The organism is Nocardia sp. NPDC003482, from assembly GCF_053588115.1.
This window is the reverse complement of sequence record NZ_JBSFPI010000001.1, coordinates 370,821-392,213: the sequence shown is the minus strand read 5'-3', so window position 1 is coordinate 392,213 and position 21,393 is coordinate 370,821. Positions and strand designations below refer to the sequence as shown.

Below are 21,393 nucleotides of genomic sequence, written 5' to 3'. Positions count from 1 at the left end.
TCGCCACTGCGCGCGCGAGAACGACGCCCGCGCTGCCGTCCTGTCCCGAGCGTCGGTCCTAGGCGTTGCCGAACTCGGCGAGGTCACGATCGAGTTCCGGCCATCCCGCGGCGGGCAGATTCCCTCTCCTCCGATAGAACTCGACCGCCCGCCGCACTTCCGCGGACAAGGGTTGCGCGTCGATCTCGGCCAGTCCGCGTGCGATCTCCGCACTGTCGAGATCCGGGAGGCGATGAATGATGTTGACCGCGTAGGGAGAAGCCATCGCGGGGATGGCCGAGATGATGCGAAGCAGGGTCGCTTCGTCGACCTGGTGGAGCAGTTGGCCGAAAATACTCTTCCACGCGCCCGCGATGTCGCGAGGGGCCCTGGTGGTGTTGCCCGCGAGTCGTCGACCGACCTCGATGAGGACATCGGCGCTGAGGTCGATCGGAGCGGGGCCACCGGGCCGATTCTTGGGCACGAACAATCCCGCCAGCCCGGCGATGGCGCTGGTCTCGGTGTCGGGGAGGAACGCCAGATCGATCATCTCGGCTCGATCCGATGCTGTGCCGTGCATCGCGAGCAGACTCACCTGCAAACGCCGCATGACGCGAATCTCGTGGTCCTCTCCCACGCTTCCCGTGTCCAATGCCGGTGCCAGGCGGGTGCGCAGATACCCGATCAGCGGCCCCGGCGCGAACACACCATTGTTCACAGCATGGTGGCCGATCTGGGCCAGGTCGGCGCGGACCACCGCATCCGTACTCGTGCTCAGGCAGCGCGCGATGGCGTCCCAGGGCGGAAACGGGGCAATCCCCGCCTCGGTCGCACAAGCGAGGAACTTCGCGGCGGAACGGCGAACCTTCTGCTTGTGCGACAGCGTGTCGGTGAGTGCCGACGAGACAGCCACCGCGGCGGTGTGGGAATTCCAGGTGGGCGGCGGCGCTGTCGTGCAGAGCTGCTTCAGCTCCTCGTATTCGGTGCGCCGGACGAGCATTTCGACGACCATCTCGTCCGCGGCGTCGGCCGGTCGCAACCGTTGCGCCTGCTGGGCGAGAATTCGGTTCTGAGCCGCCGTCGTGGGCAGAGAGTCCGCGACGATCGCCGCCAAGGTCTCGCGTGCCCCTCGCAGGTCCGCACACGCGCTCGGCAACAGCAGACGTAGCAGGAGATCCGGATCGGTCCAGACCCGCGAAACGTCCCATTGCTCCGAGGGCGTGTCGACGACGGACTCGACGATCACGGCCAACGCTGCGCGTTCGATGTCGGCGCGTTCGAGGGTACGCCGCATCGAATCGGCCCACCGCCGCGTCCCGCCGGTCGGAATGCTGTGGCTCGCGGGCAATCCCGCGATCAACCGGTCGGCGACCCACCGCCGGGTCGCCGCGCTCGTGTTCACCAGGTCGACGAGCCAACCGTGGTGGATCTGCTCGTGAACTCGCGGCGACTCGTACCGCAGCAGAGTTTCCAGCGCTCTGTCCGTCAGCGCGGCGTAATCGTCTGCCACCGAAGCACTTCCGAGCGCCGACACCAGACCCCAGCAGGCCGCCGCGGCGTGGACCGGCGGATGTCCCTGGGACGCCTCGATGATGTCGAGGTCCGCCTCGAACCGCTCCAAGAGGTCGTCCGCGACGTCGGCGCCCGGAGAGGTGTCCAGCACGGCCAGCACGGCGCGTCGATACAACCGGGCCGCCTTGCCTACCAGAACGGAGGTCGCGCGCTGGCTGGGTGTGACGGTCCGGACCCAGTCGACGATCTCCGCGGGCGAATCCGACTCCGCGTCGAGCATTCCGTAGACCTTCTCCAGGACGGCCACCCTGCGCATCCCCGTGGGATCCGTGTCCACCGCCCGCCGCAACAGTCGCAACACCGGGCCGGTGTGCCCGTGCAGCAGCATCGCCAACAGATCGCGGGTTTGCTTGTGTAGCAGTGCGTCTGCGCTCGTCAGGGAGACCGGTAGTGCGCGGCGCGCGGTCGTCTCGGCAGCGGCGAGCGCGTGATCCGGTTCGGCCGCCGCGACCCTGCGCAGGACATCCACCGCCGAATGCCAACTCGAATCCCCGCGCGCCCAGCACCGAAGCAGCAGGGCCGTGTCCGCGTCGGTCCAGGGTCTGCCCGGACGTGGCAGCAGTGCGAGATAGTCGCGCACGACGACCGGGTCGGGCTCACGCCCCAAAGCGTCGCCGAGCACCGTGCGAGTCACGGTGTCGAGGGCCGACTGCGCGCCGACCACGATCGCGCACCGCCGCAGGCCGAACGGCGAGTTCGGCCGGTCGTCGTCGTTCGCCGCCAGCACCTCCGTCGTGAGGCCGCTGGCCGCGCTGCGATGAGGATCGGGGGACCGATAGGCGCAGATCCAGGTCTGTTCCAGAATCGCCAGCAGAACGGCGTCGTCCGGTGACTCGCGCACCCGCTTCGCGAGTATCGGCATCGGCGAAACCTCCCGAGCGAGTAGGTCTTTGGCGGCGGCGAATTCGAAGAAGGTTTGGTGGAAGAAGGCGAATGTCCCGAACTCCCCCCGTTGTCCCACCCCGCGCGAGCACAGCTGTTCCACCTCCGCATCCAGCAATCCGCGGTCGGCGGGCGTTCGTGTGGGAATGTCGGCCACGACAACCTCGGGGACACCGGTCCGGATCATCTGGTGAGCGATCCGCATCGCCGTGCCGGTCAAATCGGAATCCCGGCTTTCCTCAGCGGACGTCGCCCATATCCGGCGGTCCCGGAACACCCGGTCATGCCAGAACCGCTCCATGAGTTCGGTGGCGTCGATGGTGCTGGGAACCATTGCGGGGGCGTACAACTCGAACAGCATCCGCAAGGTCAGCGGACGCTGCGCGAGGACGCCGAGCGGCTGCTCGCGAACAGCGGCCGAACTGATCTGTTCGGCGAGTTCCGAGGTGTCGCCGGGCATGCGGCAGTAGGCCATGGCATGCGACGCGACGGCTCGCTCGAATTCCGAGAGCAACCCGGGCGTTTCGGGCGTCATCGCGTAGGAACCGAGAGTCAGTCGCTCGATCGCCCCACCCGAGATCCGTTTCGCCTCGATCGGGCGCGACGCGACCAGCGTGGAGCCGCCGCCCGCGGCGATGATGTCGATGACGTCCATGAGGGTCAGATAGCCTTCGTCATCGCTGACGAGAACGTCCCCGGTGTCGATCAGCAGGAAGATGGGCGCACCGAGTTTCCGGCTCTCCCGCACCGCGTTACGGATACGATCCACCGTCATCAGCGGCGGCCGGCCGGCCCGCTCGGTGAGCATCGAAGCCCGCAGAAAGAACACCTGATTGTTGTTGCCGGACAACAACTCCTGAGCGACGCCCCACAACAGGCTCGTCTTACCCGCGCCCGCCGCGCCACTCACCACGACCAGGCGCTGTTCCCGCAGCCGTGCCACGACTTCGTCCTGCACATCGCGGCTGACATACAGCCGAGGCCCGGTGGAATTCACCGCCCAGGTGAAAACCCGCTCCCCGACGGTCCCGGCATCCCGGAGCGCGAGGTCGGTGAGACGACGCAACCGCGGCAGGTCGCCGGTGGGATCGATCGCCAGCGGATCGAGGCCGCCCGTCGTGGTGTCCGCGCGAATCGGAGCCTGTAATCCGGCCTTCGCCAACGCCGCGCTCAGAATGGCCGAGGCGTCCACACTGCCCTCGTCGCTGGCGATTTCGACGTGGACCCGGGAACCCAGAAGCGAGGGAACACGCGCCCCGCCGAAACACACCGGGATGACGAGCCGGTCGTCGCCCGCCGCGAGAATCGCGTGCCAGGAGGCGGCGACGGGAGTCGCCGCATCGGCGCCGGGGGTGAAGACGAGGAAGCACGGATCTCGGAACTTCGCCGTCGCCTCGTCGAGTTCGGCGATCCAGTTGCCGCCCACCCGGTTCCACTCGCGCGGGGTATATCCTGTCGACCGCAGGTAGCTCTCGAGCCAGAGCCCCTTCTTGTTCTGCTCGGTGTCGCGCCAGTCGTACACGACGAGGACATGCACAGGCCCGCGCCTCCTGGAGTTTCCTATCCATTGCATCGCTAAAATCCAGCGATGGCACCACCGTGGGACTTCTTCATAAGCTACGCCAACGACGATGCCGACCCGGCCTGGGCGCAATGGATCGCCGATACCTTGGAGAAGGTAGGCCATTCGTGCCGACTCCAAGCATGGGACATCGGCGTCGGGTCCAACTTCGTCGTCCAGATGGACGAATTCAGCCGCCGGGCAACGCGTTTGATCATGGTGCTGTCACCCTCGTACCTCGGGGACCGGCCGATGGTGAAGGCCGAATGGACAGCGAAGTTCGTCGAGGACGCCGATGGCAAGAGCCGACTGCTCCTACCCGTCATGGTGCGACGCTGCGATGTGACCGGATTGCTGGGCCCGCGGGTGTACCTCGATCTCGTCGACAAGTCGGAGGACGAGGCGCGGCAGTTGCTGCTCGACGCGATCCGCCTCGACCGCGGCAAGCCCGACTCCGTTAAGTTTCCGGGATCGAGGTAGTAGGAGGGTCCTCGCCCAGCAACGACCCCTGGCAGTTCGCTGCCCCCCCCCCCCCGCGGCCCGGCCCTCACACCGCCTTCGGCCGCAGGGTGCTCCCCGGCCGCAGACGCCCCTCCGCGTCGAGGTCGGCCAATACCGCGGGCAGGCCGACCGAGAGCATCCGGCGGCGGACCCGGCCCAGCAGCGTGGACAGCAGGAAACCGCCGAAGCCGGTGTAGCCGGTGTGCTCGTAGGTGAAGCGGGTGCCATCCCCGTGCGGCTCGATCCGATAGGTGACCGTGGTGGGTTGGCCGCCCTCGCCGCTGGTCCAGGTGTAGCGGAACAGTCGGGGCGGGTCGATCTCGAGGACCTCGCAGTCGACCACGCCGTTCCAGCCCGGGGTCGGTTTCCCGACGAAGCGGAAGCGGGTTCCGGGCTCGGGCCGGAAGCCGACCGGGCGGCCGCCTCGGCCGGTGCTGGTCCACAACGGAACGAGGTCCGGGTCGGTGACCGCGTGCCATACCTGGATCGGGGAGTAGGGGTAGTCGCGGACGATGTGGATGTCGCTCATTCGAGCTCCTCGGAACGGAAAAGTTCACTGACTGTAAAAATCCTAACACCAAACTTTCAGTGACTGTACTAATCTTGGTGCCATGCCAGGTCACACTGCCCGCGAGGAGGGCGTCCGCGAGCGCAAGAAGCGGCTGACGCGGGAACGACTGTCCGACACCGCGACCCGCCTGTTCCTCGAGCGCGGATTCGACGCGGTGAAGGTGTGCGAGGTGGCCGCCGCGTGCGGCGTCTCGGAGAAGACGGTGTTCAACTACTTCCCGGCCAAGGAGGCACTGGTTCTGGACCGGCTGGAGACCGCCGTGGACGCCATTCGCGACGGCCTCGCCGACCCCGATCACGACCCCGTGGCCACCTGCGTCCGCATCCTCGAACAGGAAATCCGCGGTCTCACAGCCACATTCGCGACCGGCGGCAGCGAGGCCGCCGCGCGACTGCGGCGCTTCGGCGAACTCCTGCGCGGCACCCCGGCCCTGCGCGCCTACCAGAGCAGCATGATGGACCGTTTCGCCGACGCGGCCGCGACCGCCCTCGCCGCCCGGGTCGGCCTGTCCCCGACCGACCCCGAACCCCGCCTGGCCGCCCACGCGTTGCTCGGCCTGTGGCGCGTCCAAGGCGACAGCCTGCATCGCCATCTTCTCGAAGACTGTCCCCCACAACAGCTTTCGGATGCGGTGATCGCCGACGTCCACCGCGCCGCCCGGCTCCTCCGGACCGGACTGGGGCCATGGAATCCACCACCCGACGAGTCGCGGTGAACACCCGGACCCGAGACGAATCCCCCGCCGATCAGTCGGCCTTGCGCAGCCGCTGCCATGTCGGTCCGGGCCCCGCGCCGACATTGGGGTCGTAGGACGGATCCTCCGACAGCACATAGTCGCCCTGACCGTCGCTCCACACGCTGTCGTAGCCGTAGGGCAACTCGACGGGCACGGGCTGGGCGGGGTCGTCGTAGCGCGCGACGCCCATCGTCGCCAGATACTGGTCGTCGTAGACGCGGTCGTAGGTCCGCTCGCGCTGCTCCCAGCCACCGACGACAGCGGCGTCGGCGGCGGCCGAGAGCTCCCGGCCCTGCTGCACGAGCTGATCGCCCCACGCCACCTGCGCCCGGTGCGCGGCCTGCTGCGCGGCGAACCACGCCTGCTGCTGATCCAGGGCATTGCCCGCCAGCTGCCGGAACACGGTCTCCAGCGCGGTGATCCAGTCCGGCTCGACACGGAATGTGCGGCGCAGGGCGTCCAGGGTCGGCGCGTGCTCGTCCCACCGGTCCAGCGCCGCACCGACGGACAGGGCCGGGAAGGTGAACCAATAGCGCAGCTGCTCGACACCCCACATCGTCGGCAGCGGCGTGGGCGCGTCGACCCGCGACACGAGGGCGACGATCTCGCGAAAAGCCCGGCCGCCCATGGTGTATTCGAGGGTCACCCGCACACTGTCGTCGCCCGGCGCGACCGTCCGCTGCCGGTGCGACGGCCACGGCGGCGCGGGTTCGGCCTCGACCCGCACCACCCGCAGATCCGCGACGCCCGGCCGCACCGAGGGAAACAACACCGTCGCCACCATCTCCGCCGCGGGCCGGGGCCGCAGGATCGGCACACCGAAATCCATCGACCCCTCGGCCCGCCGCCCGCCGTCGACCCAGCTGAACGCGCCATTGGGGAACAACGCCAGCCACGCGCTGCCGTCGGGGGCCTGCGCGGTCGCGGTGGGTGTCACGGGATTCAACAGCGACTGCCCGTTCCACCGCACCTCCGACGACGCCCGCCACCCGTGCGGAACGAGGAAGGTGAACGCCGTGCGCCGGGTCATCGGGTCCGCACAACGGTGCGCGCCGAGGCGGATCATCCCTCGATTCTATGGCCGCGGGGCGAATCGGTCTCGGCCCGCGCGGAATTCGCGCTCAGTCCCGCACCGCCGCGCGCAGCGCCGCGAGCTGGGCGAGGACCGGTCGTTCGGCCTGCCGGGTGCCCGGCGCCACCTGCGGTACCGGGCGGGCGGACACCAGGGTGAGGTGCGCGCTCGGTTCGCCGTGAATGCTGGTGAACGCGATCCCGACCGGAATCCGGACGAAGTCGCCGGGTTCGAGCTCGACCACGCCGCGCTGGGTGACCAGCGTCCTGGTGCCCGCGAGCTGATAGTGGATCTCCTCGGCATTGCGGATCCGGCGATAGACGCGGCCCGCGGACCGCTCAAAGAAGGTTCGCCCGAGCAGCACGTCCGAGGACGAGTACAGCCACGTCGTGCCGGGCGCGTGCGGGGGCGGGCGCAGCACGGCCATCCGCTCCGCGTCGCGGGTGGCCTGTTCGAGCAGGGTCCGCTCGTCGGCCGGTGCCATGACGATGTCGTGTCCGGCGCCGCCGAGGCATTCGGTGATCATCTCGTTGACCGTGGCCGGTTCCCAGCCATCGAACGGCGGCATCAGGTATTCCGAAACCCGGTGCGCGACAGCCGTTTCGGTCACCGGCGCGGGGATGTAGAACAGGACGTGGATATCGCGCAGACCGTAGTTGTCGTGCGCGCGGCCCACCGGGATCCGGGTGAAGTCCCCGGGACGCATTGTCACACTGCCGCATTCGGTGAGCACGGTCCGCTCGCCGGTGACCTCGTAGGACAGCTCGTCGACATCACAGTTGCGGTGGTAGAAGGGCTGACGGCCGTGCATGGTCTGCCATTCCACGCGCAGGAAGTCGCTCTCGTACACCCCGCGCGGCGGCGCGAAGTCCCGTTCGACGTATTCGGCGTCGAAATGCACCACCTCGAGCGGCGGTTGATCCCGATACCGTTTCCGGGCCGCCGGGAGCGGATCGCTCAGCAGCAGTTCCTCCTGCCGGGGCAGCACCACGGGCGGCCGGTCGAACGGGAAGGCTTCCAGGTGCTCGTCGACGTTCGTCATCTCGGTTCCTCGTCGTAGGGGTCGATCGGGTCCGCGTGGCCGACGGCGCGGCGCAGCACCGCGGCCGCGTCCGCGCCGTCCGCCGACGTCCAGGCCACGTGCTGGTCGGGCCGCACCAGGGTGAGTCCGCCCACCGGCTGGTGCAGCACCGTCAGCGGAATGCCTTGGGCGGCAGCGGCATCGGCGAACTCCGGCACCAGGGGATGGCGGGCGTCGCCGAGGAGGGTGAACTCCGGGCCCAGATGGTCGTAGAGCGAATCCCCCGGTCCCAGCCATCGGTGTGGCAGCCGGGGTCCGCCGCTGTCGCAGAGCACCGGGGAGCCGCGATAGGTGTAGTCCAGCACCAGGTCCAGACTGTGGAACTCGCTGTCCTTGGCCTCCTGGACCGCCCGCGCCACGAGCGGCCGGGCCAGCTCGAATTCGGCCGCGCTGCCGTGCAGTCGAGGATCGGCGAGTTCGGGCCCCAGCACGGCCATGTTGCGGACGGCCTCGGCGATGGTGCGCCGCGCGATCGGTTCGCGTTCGGCGGCATAGCTTTTCAGCAGGGTCGACGGCGCCCAGCCGTGCACGACGGCGGCGAGTTTCCAGCCCAGGTTGACCGCGTCGCCGATACCGGTGTTGAAGCCGTGGCCGCCCCACGGCGGATTCAGGTGCGCGGCGTCCCCGGCGAGGAAGACGCGGTCGGTGCCGTAGCTGTCGGCGAGCAGCATCTTGGCCGTCCACGGATCGGTGGCCAGGATCTCGGCGTCGATGTCCGCGCCCACCAGGTTCCGCACGACGCGCAGCGGGTCGGCGTCGCCGCGCTCGGCGGACAAGCCCTGCGCGATGGCCCACCAGGTGTCGGTCAGATCCAGCCGCCCGAGCATGCCCGGCTGCGTCGCGCCGAGCACCCAGTAGTGGACCGCGGGACCGTGCGGAACTTGTTCGGCGAGACCGGGAGCGCGGAAGACGATGTTGTAATTGGGTCGTTCGTCCGCGCTGCCGACATACCGCGCGCCGATCGCCGCCCGGACGGTGCTCGCCGCGCCGTCCGCGCCGACGAGATAGTCGGCCCGCACTCGGCGGTCATCGGTGTCGGGGCCGGTGAGCGTCGCCGCCACCCCGTGCGGGTCCTCGGCCACGGCGGCCAGGGTCCAGCCCGTCGCCAGGGTGGTCAGCGGATTCGAGGTCACCTCCGCCCGGAGTACCTGTTCGAGCACGGGCTGCGGAATCTGCTGCCCCGCCTCGGCCGCGCGGTCGTCGCCGCCGAGGTCGAGCCCGAAACACCGGTCGAACCAGGTGATCTCGCGGCCCAGCAGGCCGGTGGTGAACACCACCCGATCCGACCAGGACACGGGTAACGGGGCCTCGGCGCGCACCGCGTCGGCGATCCCCCAGCGCCGGAACAACTCCATCGTCCGGGCGGAGGTGGTCTTGGCGCGCGGGCGCAGCCACGACACCTCCGTGCGGGGTTCCACGACGAGGCTGCGCACCCCGTGATGGGCGAGCTCCAGGGCGGTCGCGAGCCCGACCGGGCCGCCACCGGCGACGAGGACGGGGACATGTGTGGTCACGAGCGTCGAAACTCCTTGTGCGAGTGAGGATTCGAGGGCGCGCCGAGCCGGACGCGGTGCGCGTCCGGGGCGCGGAGGACGCGGTCCGGCCGTGTCGCTATCGTCGGGGAAGGGAATCGCACCGCGCCCGGTCGATTCCATTCAGTGGCACAGGCGGAGGTACGGCCGTGGCGGGTGAGAACGGCGGGGAGCCGGTGCTGGATCGCGCGTTCCGAATCCTGGAGGCGTTCACCGCCGCCGAGGAACGGCTCACGCTGACGTCGCTGAGCGCGCGCAGCGGACTGCCCAAATCCACGGCGCTGCGCCTGGCGACCCGGCTCGTGGAGCTGGGCGCGCTGGAACGCACGCCCGACGGGCAGTACGTGATCGGACTGCGGCTCTACGAGATCGGCGCGATGGCCCCGCGCAGTCAGCGGCTGCGCCGCATCGCCCTGCCGTACCTCGAGGATCTGCATCTGGCCACCGGACAACATGTGCTGCTGGCGGTCCGCGACGGATACGAGGCGGTGCTGATCGATCGACTGTCGGCTCACGACGCGGGCCGGGTGATGTTCCGGGTGGGCGGGCGAATGCCGTTGCACGCCACGGGCGTCGGGCTGGCGTTGCTCGCCAACGCGCCCGCGGCGGTGCAGGAGGCGATCCTGCGGGGAGAGCTGAGGCTGGAACCCGAGCACGACACCCTCTCCCCCGAGGATCTGCGGCGGACCCTGGCACGGGTCCGCAAGGACGGCATCGCGGTCATGAGCCGCCCCTACCCCGAACCGATGACATCGGTCGCCGCGCCGGTCTTCGGCGCCCGCTCCGTCGTGGTCGCGGCGCTGTCGGCCGTCGCGCCCACCGGCCGGGTGGAACCGGCCGCGCTGCGCCCGGCGGTGATCGCGATCTCGCGCGCGGTGTCGCGCCAGCTGACGTCGGCGAACGCGGGCAAGGGCTGGTCGGACTGACCTCGCCGCGCGTCGGCGTCGAGCCGGGCCGCGACGACCGCCGCCGCCTCGCGCACCGCGGTCTCGAGGCGCGCCGATTCGGCGGGCGTCCGCGGCCCGGCCGCGGCGGCGAGGCTGATCACCGCGCGCACGGCGCCGCCGCGGTCGCGGATCGGCGCGGCCACGCCGACGATGTGCTCGTCGAGTTCGCCGTGGGTCACCGCGACGCCACGAGAGCGGATGCGGCCCAAGCGTTTACGCAGTTCGGCGGGATCGGTGACGGTGCGCGCGGTGAACGACGGCAGGGTCCCCCGCCGCAGGATCGCCGCCTGCTCGTCGGGGTCCGCCCAGGCCAGCAGCGCCTGCGCCGCCGCCCCGGCGTTGATCGGCAGCACCTCGCCGACGCGGTAGGACACGGGGGGCCGTCGCCGCCACTCGACGGTGTCCACGCACACCGCCCACGGCCCCGACCGCCGCGTGAGCACCACCGTCTCCTCGAACCGCGCGGCCAGCGCCCGCATCACCGGCAGGGCCACCTCCGACAGGTCCGGGACGGCCCGCGCGGCCCGGTACAGCTCGAAGATCTTGTGGCCCAATCGAAATCCGCCGTCGGTCTCCTGGACGAAGCCCGAACCGACCAGACTCTGCAGGTACCGGTATCCGGTCGAACGGGCCACGCCGAGCGCGGCGGCGATCTCGTTCGCCGTCCAGACCGGCTTGTCGACGGTGAACAGCGACAACAGGTCCAGGGCGCGGTCGGCGGTGGTGTTGCGGCCGCGGTAGCCGCCCGGCGCGAACGCCGGGCGCGCCACCGAGACCGCGCTCGTCCGCGAAATCGCCGCTGTCACAACGGTTCCACGGCGATCGGGGCCACGGCGGGGGGAGCGGATTGTTCGGGACGACCGCGGGTGGCGGGCAGGAAGCTCACCACGATGACGCCCAGCAGCGCGGGCACCACGAAGGCGACGAAACCCGCCCGCGGGGAGTCGTTCAGCGAGGTCGCGATCGACAGATACGTCGGTCCCACGATCGAGCCGAGCCGCCCCACCCCCAGCCCCAATCCCAGTGCGGTGCCGCGCAATCGAGGCGGATAGTAGCGGGCCATGTACGAGATGATCATGTTCTGACAGCCCAGCGAGCCGAGCCCGGCCATCGCGGAGACCACCAGCAGCACCGCGTGCGGCTGCTTGCTGCTCAGCGCGAGCAGCGCGGCCGCGGCCAGGCCGAAGGTGAACACCGTCGCCCCCTTCAGGTGCCCGCGATCGGACGGCACGGCCATGAGCAGCCCGCCCGCGCTCGCGCCGATGGTGAACACGATCGTGAACTCCAGCGAGGAGTTGAGGCTGTATCCGTTGCGGACCAGCACCGTCGGCAGCCAGGCGGTGGTGCTGTACACCAGGGCCATGCTGGCGAAGGTCGCGACCCAGAACAGGAGCGTCGGACCGCGCCGGTCCGCGGTGAACAACTCACGGGCGGGCACCCGCCGCGGCTCGTCGTCGCGGTGCGGTAGCCCGGCGGGGAACACCCACCAGATCACCGGGGCCAGCACGACGGCCAGCGCGCCGATCAGGAACAGCGTCTGGAAATGCACGTGCGACAACAGGATTCGCCCCAGCAGCGCGGACACGGTACCGCCGATTCCGATGGACCCCATCGCGATGGCCAGATGCAGGGTCCGCCGCCGCGGCGGCGCCCCGTCGCTGACCGCCGCCCCGACCAGCGGGGCCAGCGCGCCGATCCCGATGCCGGTGCAGAATCGGGCCAGGCCCAGCGCCGTGAGGTCGGGCGCCAGCGCGGCGGCGAGCATGGCGGCCGAGATCCACACCATCACGATCGTCAGGGGCAGCCGCCGCCCCCACCGATCGGCGGCCCAGCCGGCGAGGATGGAACCGAACGGCATACCGAGCGCGGTGACGCTGCCCAGTGTGCCGAGGGTCGACGGCGTGGCCCCCCACGAGCGATCGTGCAGCAAGCTGGGCCCGATCGTGCCGACGGTGAACAGGTCGTACCCGTCCACGGAAAGGATCACCGACCCCAGCGCCAGAACGGCGAGGTGTCGTTTTCCGGGGGACGGTGGCGTCGTCGTCGAGGCCAAGGGGAACTCCTTCGAGAGGCCGCGCGAACCGCGCGAGAACTGACACGTGTCACTGTGGGCGGCGGGGGTGGCGCGGCTCGCGCGGCGTTCCACTCAGTGGCACAAGTGCTGTGATCGCCGTCTCGTCGGCGTGCCCGGCCCGTCCTACGGTTCAGGACCGTCGGTTCCGCCGGGGGCGGCGACTTCCTAGCATCCCTGTGATCCAGCACAACCGGCTTCGGATCGAACACCGGCCCGCCGGGCGCGTGACGAAATCCCTTGCGCGCGAAGACCGGTCGGCCGATCGGTACAAAGGAGTATCACGATGAGGAAATTCGTCGGCACCACCGCCACGGTCGCGGCGATCGTGGGAATAGCCGCGGGTACCGCGGCGGCGGATCCGGCGTCGGCCGATCCGGTCCACTACCAGGCGCAGACCACTCCCACGGCCATGGCCGTCACCACCGACGCCGGAACGCTGTCCGCCGACAACGGGGTGTTCACCATCGCGGCGCCGGACGGCACCGTCCTGGCGGGAACCCAATTGTCCTTCCGCGTCGACGATTTCGTCTTCCCGATCGCCGCCGACATCCACGGGCGCACGGCCACTCTCACGCCGCGGTTCGATCTCGCCCACGCGACCTATCAACCCGTCGCGCTCCCCTTCGAGGACTCGGCCCCGTGGAAGACCCCCTACGACCGTGAGCAGGCGGCCTGGAACCGGATGTTCCAGACCATCACCACCGGCGCGACGATCGGCTCGCTGGTGGGCGGCATCGGCGGCGCCGCGGTCGGATGCGTGCTGGGCGGTATCGCGGGCGCCACGGTCGCCGCCGCGGCCATCGTCGGCCTGTTCGGGGCGTTCATCCCCGCGGCCGCCGTCGGCTGCCTGGGCGGCATCATCGCGGTCGGCGCCCTGGGCACCCTCGCGGGCCAGCTGCTCATCACCGCACCCGTCGCGATCATGGCCGCGATCCAGTACTTCACCACGATCAACGAGCCCCCGCCCGCCCCGCAGAAGTAACCCCTACCGTCCCGTCGACGGCGGGGTCGGATCGGGAAAGTGGCAGCCGGACACCGAGGGACGGACACCGAGGTAGTTCACCGGACCGGCCGCCACGGTCAAGACGATGGTCCAGTATCCCCGGCAGCTGGCGGATACCGAGGTGAGATATCCGCGCTGCCCCGCGGAGAGCAACCCCACCAGCAACCAGACGAAGACCAGTAAGGAAAACACCCGCTTCACCGCAACCGCCTCCCCGAACTCCGGCTCCCGGCCGAACGCGTGAGATCCGTTGGGGCACAGTATATCGCGGTACGGAGTCCGCACCAGCTGCCGTTCGGCCAGGTCGGCCCTAGCTCACCGGTCCGGCAGTTTGATTGCGGAGACGTACATTTCGAGGATCGGCCGGTAGAGGTCGAGGTCGTCGAGCTGGCTGCCGAGTTCGACGGCGTCGGTGGTGGCGATCAGGACGTGCGCGAAGGTCAGGGCCGGGATCGACAACGTGGCGCCGATGCGGTCGAGGCCCTCGGTGACGAAGGTGGCGAGCGCGCGGGCGACCTCGGATCGCTTGGCCGCGACTCGTTCTCGCGCGTCGGGGTTGCGCAGCAGGTACAGGGTGAACTCGTGGCCGAGTGCGGCCTGCCCGGCGCCCCGCTCATCGCCGAGTTGCCGCCAGCGGCGGGCGATCTCGTCGAGTTCGTGCGCGCCGACCTCGGTGGCCGCGGCGATCACCTCGGAGAAGGTGTCGAAGTAGCGGCGCCAGTAGCGGTCGTTCACGGCTAGGAAGAGGTCTTCCTTGGCGGAGAAGTGCTTGTAGATCGCGCCTTTGGTGTAGCCCGCCGTGCGGGCGATGTCGTCGAGAGTCGCTGACATGAAACCTTTTTCGGCGAACACCGCCTCCGCGGCGTCCAGCAGTAACGAACGGGTGTGTTCGAGGCGCCGCTCCACCGTCCACCGCTCAACCATGTCCCGAGCATACCGAAGGAATCCGAGAAAACGATTGGTCACCCAGATACCCATGGGTATATTGGCTGGGTCGGCAGCGAGCGCTGCATCACGACGATCGTGAAGGAGACGGTGTCATGAGCGGACCGTCGGACAGCAAGACCGTGCCCGTTGTCGCCGAACCCGCCGCCCGGGTGGCCGCGCTGGGCGCCCGGCCCCCGTCGAAGTCGAACCCGGTGCGGGTCTGGGCGGTGATCGGCGGCCTGATCCTGGCTTTTCAGCTGTACGTGTGGATCCGGTGGGTGACGGGCCCGCATTTCGAGCGGGTGCCGCCGGGGCCGAGTGATCCGCCGACGTTGATGAAGGCGGTGCTCATCACATGGACGGTGGTGATCATCGTCGGCCTGCCGGTCGGCCTCTACTACTTCATCGTTCGGCCGTGGCGGCGGGAGCGGCGCATCACGCTCGACGGGATGCTGCTGGTGGCGTGCGGGCTGCTGTGGTTCCAGGATCCGCTGCTGAACTACTTCAACACGTGGAGCACCTACAACACGTGGATGTGGAACATGGGCTCGTGGGTGCCGTACATCCCGGGCTGGCGCTCGTACGCGGAGCCGGGTCACATGATGGCCGAACCGATCCTGATGAACGCGCCCGGCTACTCCTACGGAGTACTGCTGTGCACGATCCTGGGTTGTTGGATCATGCGCCGCGCCAAGGCATTCCGGCCGAGGATCAACAACTACGGGTTGATCGGCGTGCTCATCGCGTGGACGTTCGTCTTCGACTTCGTCATCGAGGGCCTGTTCCTCATGCCGATGGGGCTGTTCACCTATCCCGGCGCCATCAAATCCCTTTCGATCAACGCGGGCACCTACTACCAGTGGCCGCTGTACGAGGGGTTGATGTGGGGCGGTGTGCAGGCGGGCCTGTGCGCGCTGCGCTACTTCACCGACGACCGGGGCCGGACATTCGTCGAACGCGGGCTGGAACGGATCCAGGGCGGATTCGTGAAGCGGCAGACCATGCGTTTCCTGGCGATCTTCGCGGCGTGCAGCATGTTCTTCTTCGTGTTCTACAACGTTCCCGCGCAGTGGCTGGGCATGCACGCGGAGTCCTGGCCCGAGGACATCCAGAAGCGGTCGTACTTCGATATGGGCATCTGCGGCGAAGGGACCGGGCGGCTGTGTCCGGACCCGGTGCTTCCGATACCCGGCAAGGGCACCGGCTACATCGATCCCGACGGACACCTCGTGCTGCCCGAGGGGAAAGAGCTGCCGAAAATCGTTCCGTTCGAACGGGGAAACCGATGACGGCGCCCCCGTTCTACAAAGCGGTCGGCGACGAGGTGGAGGTCTTCCGCGCCGCGGCGGGGCGCGGCCTGCCGGTCTTGCTGAAAGGTCCCACCGGATGCGGGAAGACACGGTTCGTGGAGGCCATGGCCGCCGAACTCGGCCGCGAGCTGATCACTGTCGCGGGACACGAGGATATGACGTCGGCGGACCTGGTGGGACGGTTCCTGCTGAAGGGCGGGGAGACGGTGTGGGTGGACGGTCCCCTGACCCGCGCTGTGCGGGCGGGCGCGATCTTCTACCTGGACGAGGTGGTGGAAGCGCGTCAGGACACCACGGTGGTCATCCATCCGCTGGCCGATCACCGCCGCGAGCTCCCGGTCGATCGACTCGGCACGACGCTGCGCGCGGCGCCGGGATTCCAGCTCGTGATCTCCTACAACCCGGGCTATCAGAGCGTGCTGAAGAACCTCAAGGAGTCGACCCGGCAGCGGTTCGTCGCCATCGAACTCGGATTCCCGCCCGCCGAGATCGAGACCGAGGTGATCGCCTACGAAGCCGGGGTCGACGAGGACACCGCGCGGGCGCTGGTGACGCTGGGTAACGCCGTTCGCACCCTGGACGGGTCACCTCTGCGAGAGGTGGCGTCCACCCGGATGCTGATCCTCGCCGCCGGTCTGGTCGCCGAAGGGCTGAGTCTGCGCGGCGCCGCGCGGTCCGCGATCGTGCGGGCGCTGTCGGACGATCACGAGGTCGTGCGCGCGCTCGGCGAACTCGTCGACGCCGTCCTGCCGCGATCATGACGGCCGACGCGCACGGCCTCGACCGGTTCCGGCTGCTCGCCACCTTCCTCGCCGGTCGGGCCGTCGAGGTCGCCCCGGCACCGGCCGGGCAGGCAGCGCACACCAACGGGCAGGCCGTCTTCGTCACGGCGGGGTCCGTCGCCGAGCAGCGCCGCGAAATGCTGGTGCAGGCCGCGCTGCTCGGCGCGGGAAGCCTTGCGCCGCACCGGGTTGAGGCGTTGCGGGCCCGGCCCGCGGTCGCGCGCCGCTACCTGTCCCTCGAAGGGCGGAGGGTGCTCGGCGAACTCGCCCGGCTGGTGCCCCTTGTCGCCGAACTGGCCGCCGATGAGCCGAGCACCGCGACTGCGGACGACTCGCTCGATGTGGCTCGGGGCCGGAACCCGGTCGCCGATCCACCGGACTGGTTCGGCGTCATCAAACCGTCCCGGCTGGTGGCATCGGCCGACGGAGCGGGCACCCGGCCCACCGACCGGGAGTTGCGCCTGGAATTCGATCCCCTCGACGTGCCCGAAGCCGACGACGGCGACGCAGAACAGCCAGGGGAGAGCAAGATCGCGAAACTGTTCGAGAATCCGCTGTTCGGTTCACGCATCCTGATGGACTTCTTCCGCAAGCAGTTCGGCAGTACACGGTCCGCCGGGGACGGGCCCGCCGGTGCCGAGGCGCCGGTGCGGGCGGTGCGCCGCGCGCGCGTGATCGGAGCGCAGGCACGGCCGCTGCCCACCCGGATCCAGTTCACCGACGACGGCAAGCCGGGCGCCGCGGTCGGTGTGGGCGGGGCCCTGTATCCGGAATGGGATGTCCACCAAGGCCGATACCGCCCGCGGTGGTGCCGGGTGATCGACTTTCCGTTCACCGCCGACGCGGACATCGCCGCCGCCGGTGTCGCGGCCGACGACGTCCTGGCCCGACGCCTGGCCCGGGTCGGTCTGGGGCCCAAGGCTTTTCGGGGTCGCCCCGACGGCGAGGACCTCGATCTCGAGGCGCTCATCGACCTGTTCGTCGACCTGCGCTCCGGTTACTCGCCGCCCGAACACGTCTATCGTGAGCACCGCAAGCTGGCCCGCGATCTCGGTGTCCTCATCCTGCTCGACGCCTCCGGATCGGCCACCGACACCGACCCCGACGGACTCGCCGTCCACGACCACCAGCGCCGGGCCGCCGCCACGCTCGCGGTCACCCTCGAAGAACTCGGCGATCGGGTCGCGGTCTACGCCTTCCGCTCCGAGGGCCGTCACGCGGTGCACCTCCCGGCGATCAAGACGTTCGGGCAGCGGTTCGGCGCCGTCGGGCGAGCCCGGCTCAATCAGCTCCAATCCTTCGGGTACACGCGTCTCGGCGCGGGCATCCGCGGCGCGGGAGAAATCCTCAAAACCCAAGCGGGCACACCGAATCGGCTCCTGCTCGTGCTGTCGGACGGGTTCCCCTACGACGATGGCTACGAAGGCCGATACGCCGAAGCCGATGCCCGCAAGGCCCTCGAAGAACTCCGCGGCGACGGTGTCGGATGCCTGTGCCTGTCCCTCGGCGGCGGCCCCGACACCGAAGCGCTCGAACGCGTCTTCGGACCGGTCGGCTACGCGGGTGCGGCCACCCTCGCCGAGCTGAGCCCCCGAATGGACGAACTGTTCCTCGGCGCGCTACGAGAACTCAGCGCACCCAGACCAGTTCTCCACTGAGCCGTCGAACCGGTACCCGACGGGTGGCCGTGTCCGATTCCTGGACATCCGTCGCCGATGGAACCCAGCAGACTCCATGACATCGCGGCCGCGGATTCAGCCGTGACGGACAGAGGAGAACTCATGGACAAGATCGCCGAAGCGTCGATGGCAGTGGTGGATCGGCACATCGCGGCAATGGCCACGGGCGACGTCGACACGATCGCCGCCGACTATTCCGAGGACACCGTCATCATCACGACGCTGTCCCCCGAACCCCTCGTCGGCAAGAACGCGATGAAGACCTTCCTGAAGAGTCTGCTCGACAACCCCGACGCCTTCGACACCGCCGCCACCCCGACCTTCACCCGCAAGGAGGCGATCGGCGAATACGTCTATCTCGCCTTCGATCTCGGGAACGGCCGGAGCGGAACCGAGACCTACCACATCAAGAACAACGAGGTGGTCTTCGAGACCGCCACCTTCTAGGAGGACGTGACCGCGGGCCCGGACAGCGATCAGCCGTGCATGACCACCTCGGCACGGGACGCGTCGGGGACATGGGCGCCGAGGGTGGTCAGCTCGATCGCGATCCGGCCCGGGCCGGGGGCGAAGGATATCGAGTTGGTCTCGTTGTGGAACACGCGCCGGGACACACTGCCGACCCCACCACTGTCCACATTGCGCCAGTTGACGACCGCGACCAGCGACGATCCACATCCGGCGCTGCCGGTGCCCGCGATGTCAGCGGTCTGATAGCCGAGGGCGACCTGGTCGCTGTCATCGAAGATATTGACCTTGGCATTGAGGGTCGTCGTGCACAGGCCGCCGTCGAACTGCGCGGACAGCGTCGGCATCTCGGTGTGCGACTCGGCGGAGGCCGACGCGGCCTGCACCAGCAGCGCGCCACCGAGGATGGCGGTTGCGACGACAGAACCACAGGTACGAGCGTGCATGGTGTCCTTTCCATGTGCAGGCCCTACACGCTAGCGCCCGGCCCGGCGTCCGTGGTCGTTCTTCGCCCGATCCCGCCCCACGTCGTTGTGTCGGGTTCTGCCACTTGCGATCTCGTTCACCCGCATTGCCGCGGCTCCACGGCGTTCGGGTTCGTCGCCCCGACCGGATCCGGTCGAGCGCGAAGCCGGTCACATATTTGTGACCGGACACTCAGAGCCGCATTCGCGGGAAGGAACAATCTCGCCCCGCCGAGATCGGTCAGCCGTCGAGTTTGACGGTGTCGGCGGTCAATTGCCATGCCGCCGCGCAGGGATCGGGCCGGGGCGAGTGATCGCGGTGGCGTATCCACCAGGTCACCGTTCCGGAGTCGGCCGCCGAGACACCGCACGCGCCGGGGTCGCGCGGGTCGTGCCAGTAGAAGCCGCCGAAACTCGCGGTGACGGTGTTCTCGGTGCGGTAGCCGAGCGCGGCGGCGGTGTCGCGGTCGAGCAGCAGCGAGTTGTTCCGTAGCCAGCCGTAGGTGATGTCGACGGCGCCGCCGCCCGCGAGGGTCGACTCCCCCGTCCAGGCGCAGACGGTCGGCGCGGTCAGCTGCCGGGCCTGGCGTATTCCGGCCGCGGCGGCGATCCGATCGGGCGAGAGGGGTCCGCAGCCGTCGAGTCCGTTGGGGGGCGGCGCGGGCGGTGCCGCGGGCTGCCCGCCGGAGCCGCACGCGACGCAGGTGAGCGCGACGATCACCGCGGCGGCCTGGGTGAGGAAGGTTTTCCGGGTCATCGCGTCAGCTCTTGTCCAAGGTGGCCGCCGCCAGTGCCGTCGCGCCCGCGCACGGGTCGGTCGTCGCGTCGGGGGCGGATTCGATTGTCCAGGTGAGGAATTCGCCCGCGCCGAGTTCCGCGGCGACTTCGCACGAGTGGGCCTGTTGCCAGCGATAGCCGCGGTGCCCGCGCACGTCGAGGGGTGCGCGGGGGCTCTGGCCGGGGTCGGTGCGATAGGCGTCGATGGGGCTGCCGCGCAACCATTTGAATGTCACCGCGTCGGCGGGGTCGTGTTCCCACCGGCACGTCAGGGGGTTGCTCGCGACGGCGGTGACCGCGCCGAGCCCGGCCGCCGCGCCCACGTCCGCGGCGGTCATTCCCGCGCACTCGGCCAGCCGGATCGACGGCGGCGGTTGCGCCGGGGTGGGGTGCGCGGTCGCGTGGGGATTCGATGTGCCGCAGGCGGCCAGCGCGAGAGCCGAAATACCCAGCAGCGCAATCGAATTCATCCGGTGCGGGCTCATCGGCGGAACCGCGCCCGCAATTGGGGGTCGTTCTCCCACCACAATCCGTCCTGCCGCAGCGGCTGCTCGCCGGGCGGATCACTGCCGACCAGCGCGTCGAGTTCGGCGTCCGAGTCGCGGGCCGCGCGGCGTTCGTCGGCGGCCCAGGACCGCATCAGGGTGAGCAGATACGGCAAGCCCAGCACGTCACCGAGGATCCATAGGACCCCGGCGCCGATGATCTGATCCAGCCTCGGGTCCGGTCCCCAATCGCGGCCGATCTGGAGGTAATAGTCCGCCGCGCACAGGGGCCCGAACCACAACACCAAACCCAGGATGCCGTCGGCGAGCGATTCGACGATGGTGATCAGCAACGACACACCCTGCGAATAACGCCGCGGCACCGGGTCGATCTGCAACCGGGAGTAGAAGTATCCGAACCCGATGGCCACCAGGATGATTCGAGTCGCCGCGTCGACGAGCCCGTTCCGCAGCACCAGTTCGTACCACGGGGTGAGGAACAGCAGCCACGGCGCGGCCAGGATCGCCACCGACGATACGAGGGGATAGGTCGCCGCCCGCGCGAGCGCGGAGTTCACGACCCTGTCCAGCCGCGCCCGCCCGTCCGACCCCAGCGCCGCGCGCAGCACCGTCACCGGCCGCCCCGCGGCCAGCCCGAACGGCACCACATACAACAGCAACACCACCTGCAAGGCCCGCACCCAGAACAAGGTCCCCGAATACACCCCCACGACCCCGATCCCGGCCATCAGCCACACCCCCAGCCCCACCACCGAGAACACGACCACCCGCCATCCCGGCACCCCGGCCCGCCCCCGCACTCGCGCCACCCCGTACCCACCACCCAGCGCGGCGGTCACCACGAGCGTCGACAGATCCCACCGCCACGAGGTCACCGCCGAGCCGACGGTCAACGGAACAGAAACCCAAGCCACGCCAGCAAGTATCCACCCGCCCGAACGCGATCGACGGATCCCGCGACGCGGCGAT

The 21,393-nt window shown here is 69.5% G+C and carries 20 protein-coding genes and 1 pseudogene; 8 read left to right on the top strand and 13 right to left on the bottom strand.

The window, feature by feature from the left end; genetic code table 11:
- Positions 1 to 58: 58 nt before the first annotated feature.
- Positions 59 to 4,120: an NACHT domain-containing protein gene (locus ACWDSJ_RS01855; RefSeq protein WP_450029026.1), complete on the bottom strand. Its 4,062-nt coding sequence runs from the start codon at positions 4,118 to 4,120 to the stop codon at positions 59 to 61.
- Between ACWDSJ_RS01855 and ACWDSJ_RS01850 the strand changes: the two genes are divergently transcribed.
- On the top strand, positions 4,022 to 4,474 hold the full coding sequence (locus tag ACWDSJ_RS01850; RefSeq protein WP_450028780.1) for a toll/interleukin-1 receptor domain-containing protein: 453 nt from the start codon (positions 4,022 to 4,024) through the stop codon (positions 4,472 to 4,474). The genes ACWDSJ_RS01855 and ACWDSJ_RS01850 overlap by 99 nt on opposite strands.
- A 67-nt stretch (positions 4,475 to 4,541) precedes the next feature.
- Here ACWDSJ_RS01850 and ACWDSJ_RS01845 read toward each other — a convergent pair whose 3' ends face one another.
- A complete protein-coding gene (locus ACWDSJ_RS01845; RefSeq protein ID WP_450028779.1) occupies positions 4,542 to 5,024 on the bottom strand; it encodes an SRPBCC family protein in 483 nt (160 codons plus the stop codon).
- A gap of 82 nt (positions 5,025 to 5,106) precedes the next feature.
- Here ACWDSJ_RS01845 and ACWDSJ_RS01840 point away from each other — a divergent pair, with 82 nt between their 5' ends.
- Entirely contained in the window at positions 5,107 to 5,781 is a 675-nt protein-coding gene (locus ACWDSJ_RS01840) for a TetR family transcriptional regulator (RefSeq protein WP_450028778.1), read from the top strand.
- 31 nt (positions 5,782 to 5,812) lie between these two features.
- On the opposite strand, the gene ACWDSJ_RS01835 is transcribed toward ACWDSJ_RS01840, so the two are convergent.
- The 3 genes from ACWDSJ_RS01835 to ACWDSJ_RS01825 are packed head-to-tail and all read right to left on the bottom strand — an operon-like array spanning position 5,813 to position 9,469.
- On the bottom strand, positions 5,813 to 6,868 hold the full coding sequence (locus tag ACWDSJ_RS01835) for a hypothetical protein (RefSeq protein ID WP_450028777.1): 1,056 nt from the start codon (positions 6,866 to 6,868) through the stop codon (positions 5,813 to 5,815).
- 55 nt (positions 6,869 to 6,923) lie between these two features.
- On the bottom strand, positions 6,924 to 7,916 hold the full coding sequence (locus ACWDSJ_RS01830) for a hypothetical protein (RefSeq protein WP_450028776.1): 993 nt from the start codon (positions 7,914 to 7,916) through the stop codon (positions 6,924 to 6,926).
- A complete protein-coding gene (locus ACWDSJ_RS01825; protein ID WP_450028775.1) occupies positions 7,913 to 9,469 on the bottom strand; it encodes an FAD-dependent monooxygenase in 1,557 nt (518 codons plus the stop codon). Before ACWDSJ_RS01825 ends, ACWDSJ_RS01830 begins: the two co-directional genes overlap by 4 nt.
- 167 nt (positions 9,470 to 9,636) lie before the next feature.
- Between ACWDSJ_RS01825 and ACWDSJ_RS01820 the strand changes: the two genes are divergently transcribed.
- Positions 9,637 to 10,413 carry an IclR family transcriptional regulator gene (locus ACWDSJ_RS01820; RefSeq protein WP_450028774.1) on the top strand — a complete coding sequence of 259 codons (777 nt, stop codon included), beginning with the start codon at positions 9,637 to 9,639 and terminating at the stop codon, positions 10,411 to 10,413.
- 47 nt (positions 10,414 to 10,460) lie between these two features.
- On the opposite strand, the pseudogene ACWDSJ_RS01815 reads toward ACWDSJ_RS01820, so the two are convergent.
- Both ACWDSJ_RS01815 and ACWDSJ_RS01810 read right to left on the bottom strand, forming a co-directional pair.
- Positions 10,461 to 11,204 (bottom strand): annotated as a pseudogene (locus ACWDSJ_RS01815) (IclR family transcriptional regulator); the annotation flags it as partial.
- A gap of 32 nt (positions 11,205 to 11,236) precedes the next feature.
- Entirely contained in the window at positions 11,237 to 12,487 is a 1,251-nt protein-coding gene (locus tag ACWDSJ_RS01810; RefSeq protein ID WP_450028773.1) for an MFS transporter, read from the bottom strand.
- 304 nt (positions 12,488 to 12,791) lie between these two features.
- Here ACWDSJ_RS01810 and ACWDSJ_RS01805 point away from each other — a divergent pair, with 304 nt between their 5' ends.
- Positions 12,792 to 13,490: a hypothetical protein gene (locus ACWDSJ_RS01805; protein ID WP_450028772.1), complete on the top strand. Its 699-nt coding sequence runs from the start codon at positions 12,792 to 12,794 to the stop codon at positions 13,488 to 13,490.
- 3 nt (positions 13,491 to 13,493) lie between these two features.
- Here ACWDSJ_RS01805 and ACWDSJ_RS01800 read toward each other — a convergent pair whose 3' ends face one another.
- Positions 13,494 to 13,703 carry a hypothetical protein gene (locus ACWDSJ_RS01800; protein WP_450028771.1) on the bottom strand — a complete coding sequence of 70 codons (210 nt, stop codon included), beginning with the start codon at positions 13,701 to 13,703 and terminating at the stop codon, positions 13,494 to 13,496.
- Between the two features lie 123 nt (positions 13,704 to 13,826).
- A complete protein-coding gene (locus ACWDSJ_RS01795) occupies positions 13,827 to 14,435 on the bottom strand; it encodes a TetR/AcrR family transcriptional regulator (protein WP_450028770.1) in 609 nt (202 codons plus the stop codon).
- 116 nt (positions 14,436 to 14,551) lie between these two features.
- Here ACWDSJ_RS01795 and ACWDSJ_RS01790 point away from each other — a divergent pair, with 116 nt between their 5' ends.
- The 4 genes from ACWDSJ_RS01790 to ACWDSJ_RS01775 all read left to right on the top strand — a co-directional run bounded on the left by ACWDSJ_RS01790 (position 14,552) and on the right by ACWDSJ_RS01775 (position 18,656).
- Complete coding sequence (locus ACWDSJ_RS01790; protein WP_450028769.1) at positions 14,552 to 15,727, top strand: spirocyclase AveC family protein; 1,176 nt, start codon at positions 14,552 to 14,554, stop codon at positions 15,725 to 15,727.
- Positions 15,724 to 16,509: an AAA family ATPase gene (locus ACWDSJ_RS01785; protein ID WP_450028768.1), complete on the top strand. Its 786-nt coding sequence runs from the start codon at positions 15,724 to 15,726 to the stop codon at positions 16,507 to 16,509. The genes ACWDSJ_RS01790 and ACWDSJ_RS01785 overlap by 4 nt, the downstream gene beginning before the upstream one ends.
- Complete coding sequence (locus ACWDSJ_RS01780) at positions 16,506 to 18,188, top strand: VWA domain-containing protein (protein WP_450028767.1); 1,683 nt, start codon at positions 16,506 to 16,508, stop codon at positions 18,186 to 18,188. The genes ACWDSJ_RS01785 and ACWDSJ_RS01780 overlap by 4 nt, the downstream gene beginning before the upstream one ends.
- 102 nt (positions 18,189 to 18,290) lie before the next feature.
- The gene (locus tag ACWDSJ_RS01775; protein ID WP_450028766.1) at positions 18,291 to 18,656 is read left to right on the top strand and encodes a nuclear transport factor 2 family protein; all 366 of its coding nucleotides are present in this window, start codon (positions 18,291 to 18,293) and stop codon (positions 18,654 to 18,656) included.
- A 29-nt stretch (positions 18,657 to 18,685) separates the two neighbouring features.
- On the opposite strand, the gene ACWDSJ_RS01770 is transcribed toward ACWDSJ_RS01775, so the two are convergent.
- From ACWDSJ_RS01770 to ACWDSJ_RS01755, 4 genes are all read right to left on the bottom strand, one after another.
- The gene (locus ACWDSJ_RS01770; protein WP_450028765.1) at positions 18,686 to 19,123 is read right to left on the bottom strand and encodes a hypothetical protein; all 438 of its coding nucleotides are present in this window, start codon (positions 19,121 to 19,123) and stop codon (positions 18,686 to 18,688) included.
- Between the two features lie 259 nt (positions 19,124 to 19,382).
- Positions 19,383 to 19,898, bottom strand: a complete 516-nt coding sequence (locus tag ACWDSJ_RS01765) for a DUF3558 family protein (RefSeq protein WP_450028764.1) — start codon at positions 19,896 to 19,898, stop codon at positions 19,383 to 19,385.
- A gap of 4 nt (positions 19,899 to 19,902) precedes the next feature.
- Complete coding sequence (locus ACWDSJ_RS01760; RefSeq protein WP_450028763.1) at positions 19,903 to 20,388, bottom strand: DUF3558 family protein; 486 nt, start codon at positions 20,386 to 20,388, stop codon at positions 19,903 to 19,905.
- Between the two features lie 11 nt (positions 20,389 to 20,399).
- Entirely contained in the window at positions 20,400 to 21,338 is a 939-nt protein-coding gene (locus tag ACWDSJ_RS01755; protein WP_450028762.1) for a cytochrome c oxidase assembly protein, read from the bottom strand.
- Between the last annotated feature and the right edge of the window lie 55 nt (positions 21,339 to 21,393).

Bases quoted from the DNA above. Each gene is read 5' to 3' on its own strand.
- ACWDSJ_RS01835 (WP_450028777.1), bottom strand. From the start codon at position 6,868: ATGATCCGCCTCGGCGCGCACCGTTGTGCGGACCCGATGACCCGGCGC.
- ACWDSJ_RS01830 (WP_450028776.1), bottom strand. From the start codon at position 7,916: ATGACGAACGTCGACGAGCACCTGGAAGCCTTCCCGTTCGACCGGCCG.
- ACWDSJ_RS01790 (WP_450028769.1), top strand. From the start codon at position 14,552: ATGAGCGGACCGTCGGACAGCAAGACCGTGCCCGTTGTCGCCGAACCC.
- ACWDSJ_RS01840 (WP_450028778.1), top strand. From the start codon at position 5,107: ATGCCAGGTCACACTGCCCGCGAGGAGGGCGTCCGCGAGCGCAAGAAG.
- ACWDSJ_RS01850 (WP_450028780.1), top strand. From the start codon at position 4,022: ATGGCACCACCGTGGGACTTCTTCATAAGCTACGCCAACGACGATGCC.
- ACWDSJ_RS01760 (WP_450028763.1), bottom strand. From the start codon at position 20,388: ATGAATTCGATTGCGCTGCTGGGTATTTCGGCTCTCGCGCTGGCCGCC.
- ACWDSJ_RS01780 (WP_450028767.1), top strand. From the start codon at position 16,506: ATGACGGCCGACGCGCACGGCCTCGACCGGTTCCGGCTGCTCGCCACC.
- ACWDSJ_RS01805 (WP_450028772.1), top strand. From the start codon at position 12,792: ATGAGGAAATTCGTCGGCACCACCGCCACGGTCGCGGCGATCGTGGGA.
- ACWDSJ_RS01845 (WP_450028779.1), bottom strand. From the start codon at position 5,024: ATGAGCGACATCCACATCGTCCGCGACTACCCCTACTCCCCGATCCAG.
- ACWDSJ_RS01855 (WP_450029026.1), bottom strand. From the start codon at position 4,120: ATGGCCTACCTTCTCCAAGGTATCGGCGATCCATTGCGCCCAGGCCGG.
- ACWDSJ_RS01765 (WP_450028764.1), bottom strand. From the start codon at position 19,898: ATGACCCGGAAAACCTTCCTCACCCAGGCCGCCGCGGTGATCGTCGCG.
- ACWDSJ_RS01785 (WP_450028768.1), top strand. From the start codon at position 15,724: ATGACGGCGCCCCCGTTCTACAAAGCGGTCGGCGACGAGGTGGAGGTC.
- ACWDSJ_RS01770 (WP_450028765.1), bottom strand. From the start codon at position 19,123: ATGCACGCTCGTACCTGTGGTTCTGTCGTCGCAACCGCCATCCTCGGT.
- ACWDSJ_RS01795 (WP_450028770.1), bottom strand. From the start codon at position 14,435: ATGGTTGAGCGGTGGACGGTGGAGCGGCGCCTCGAACACACCCGTTCG.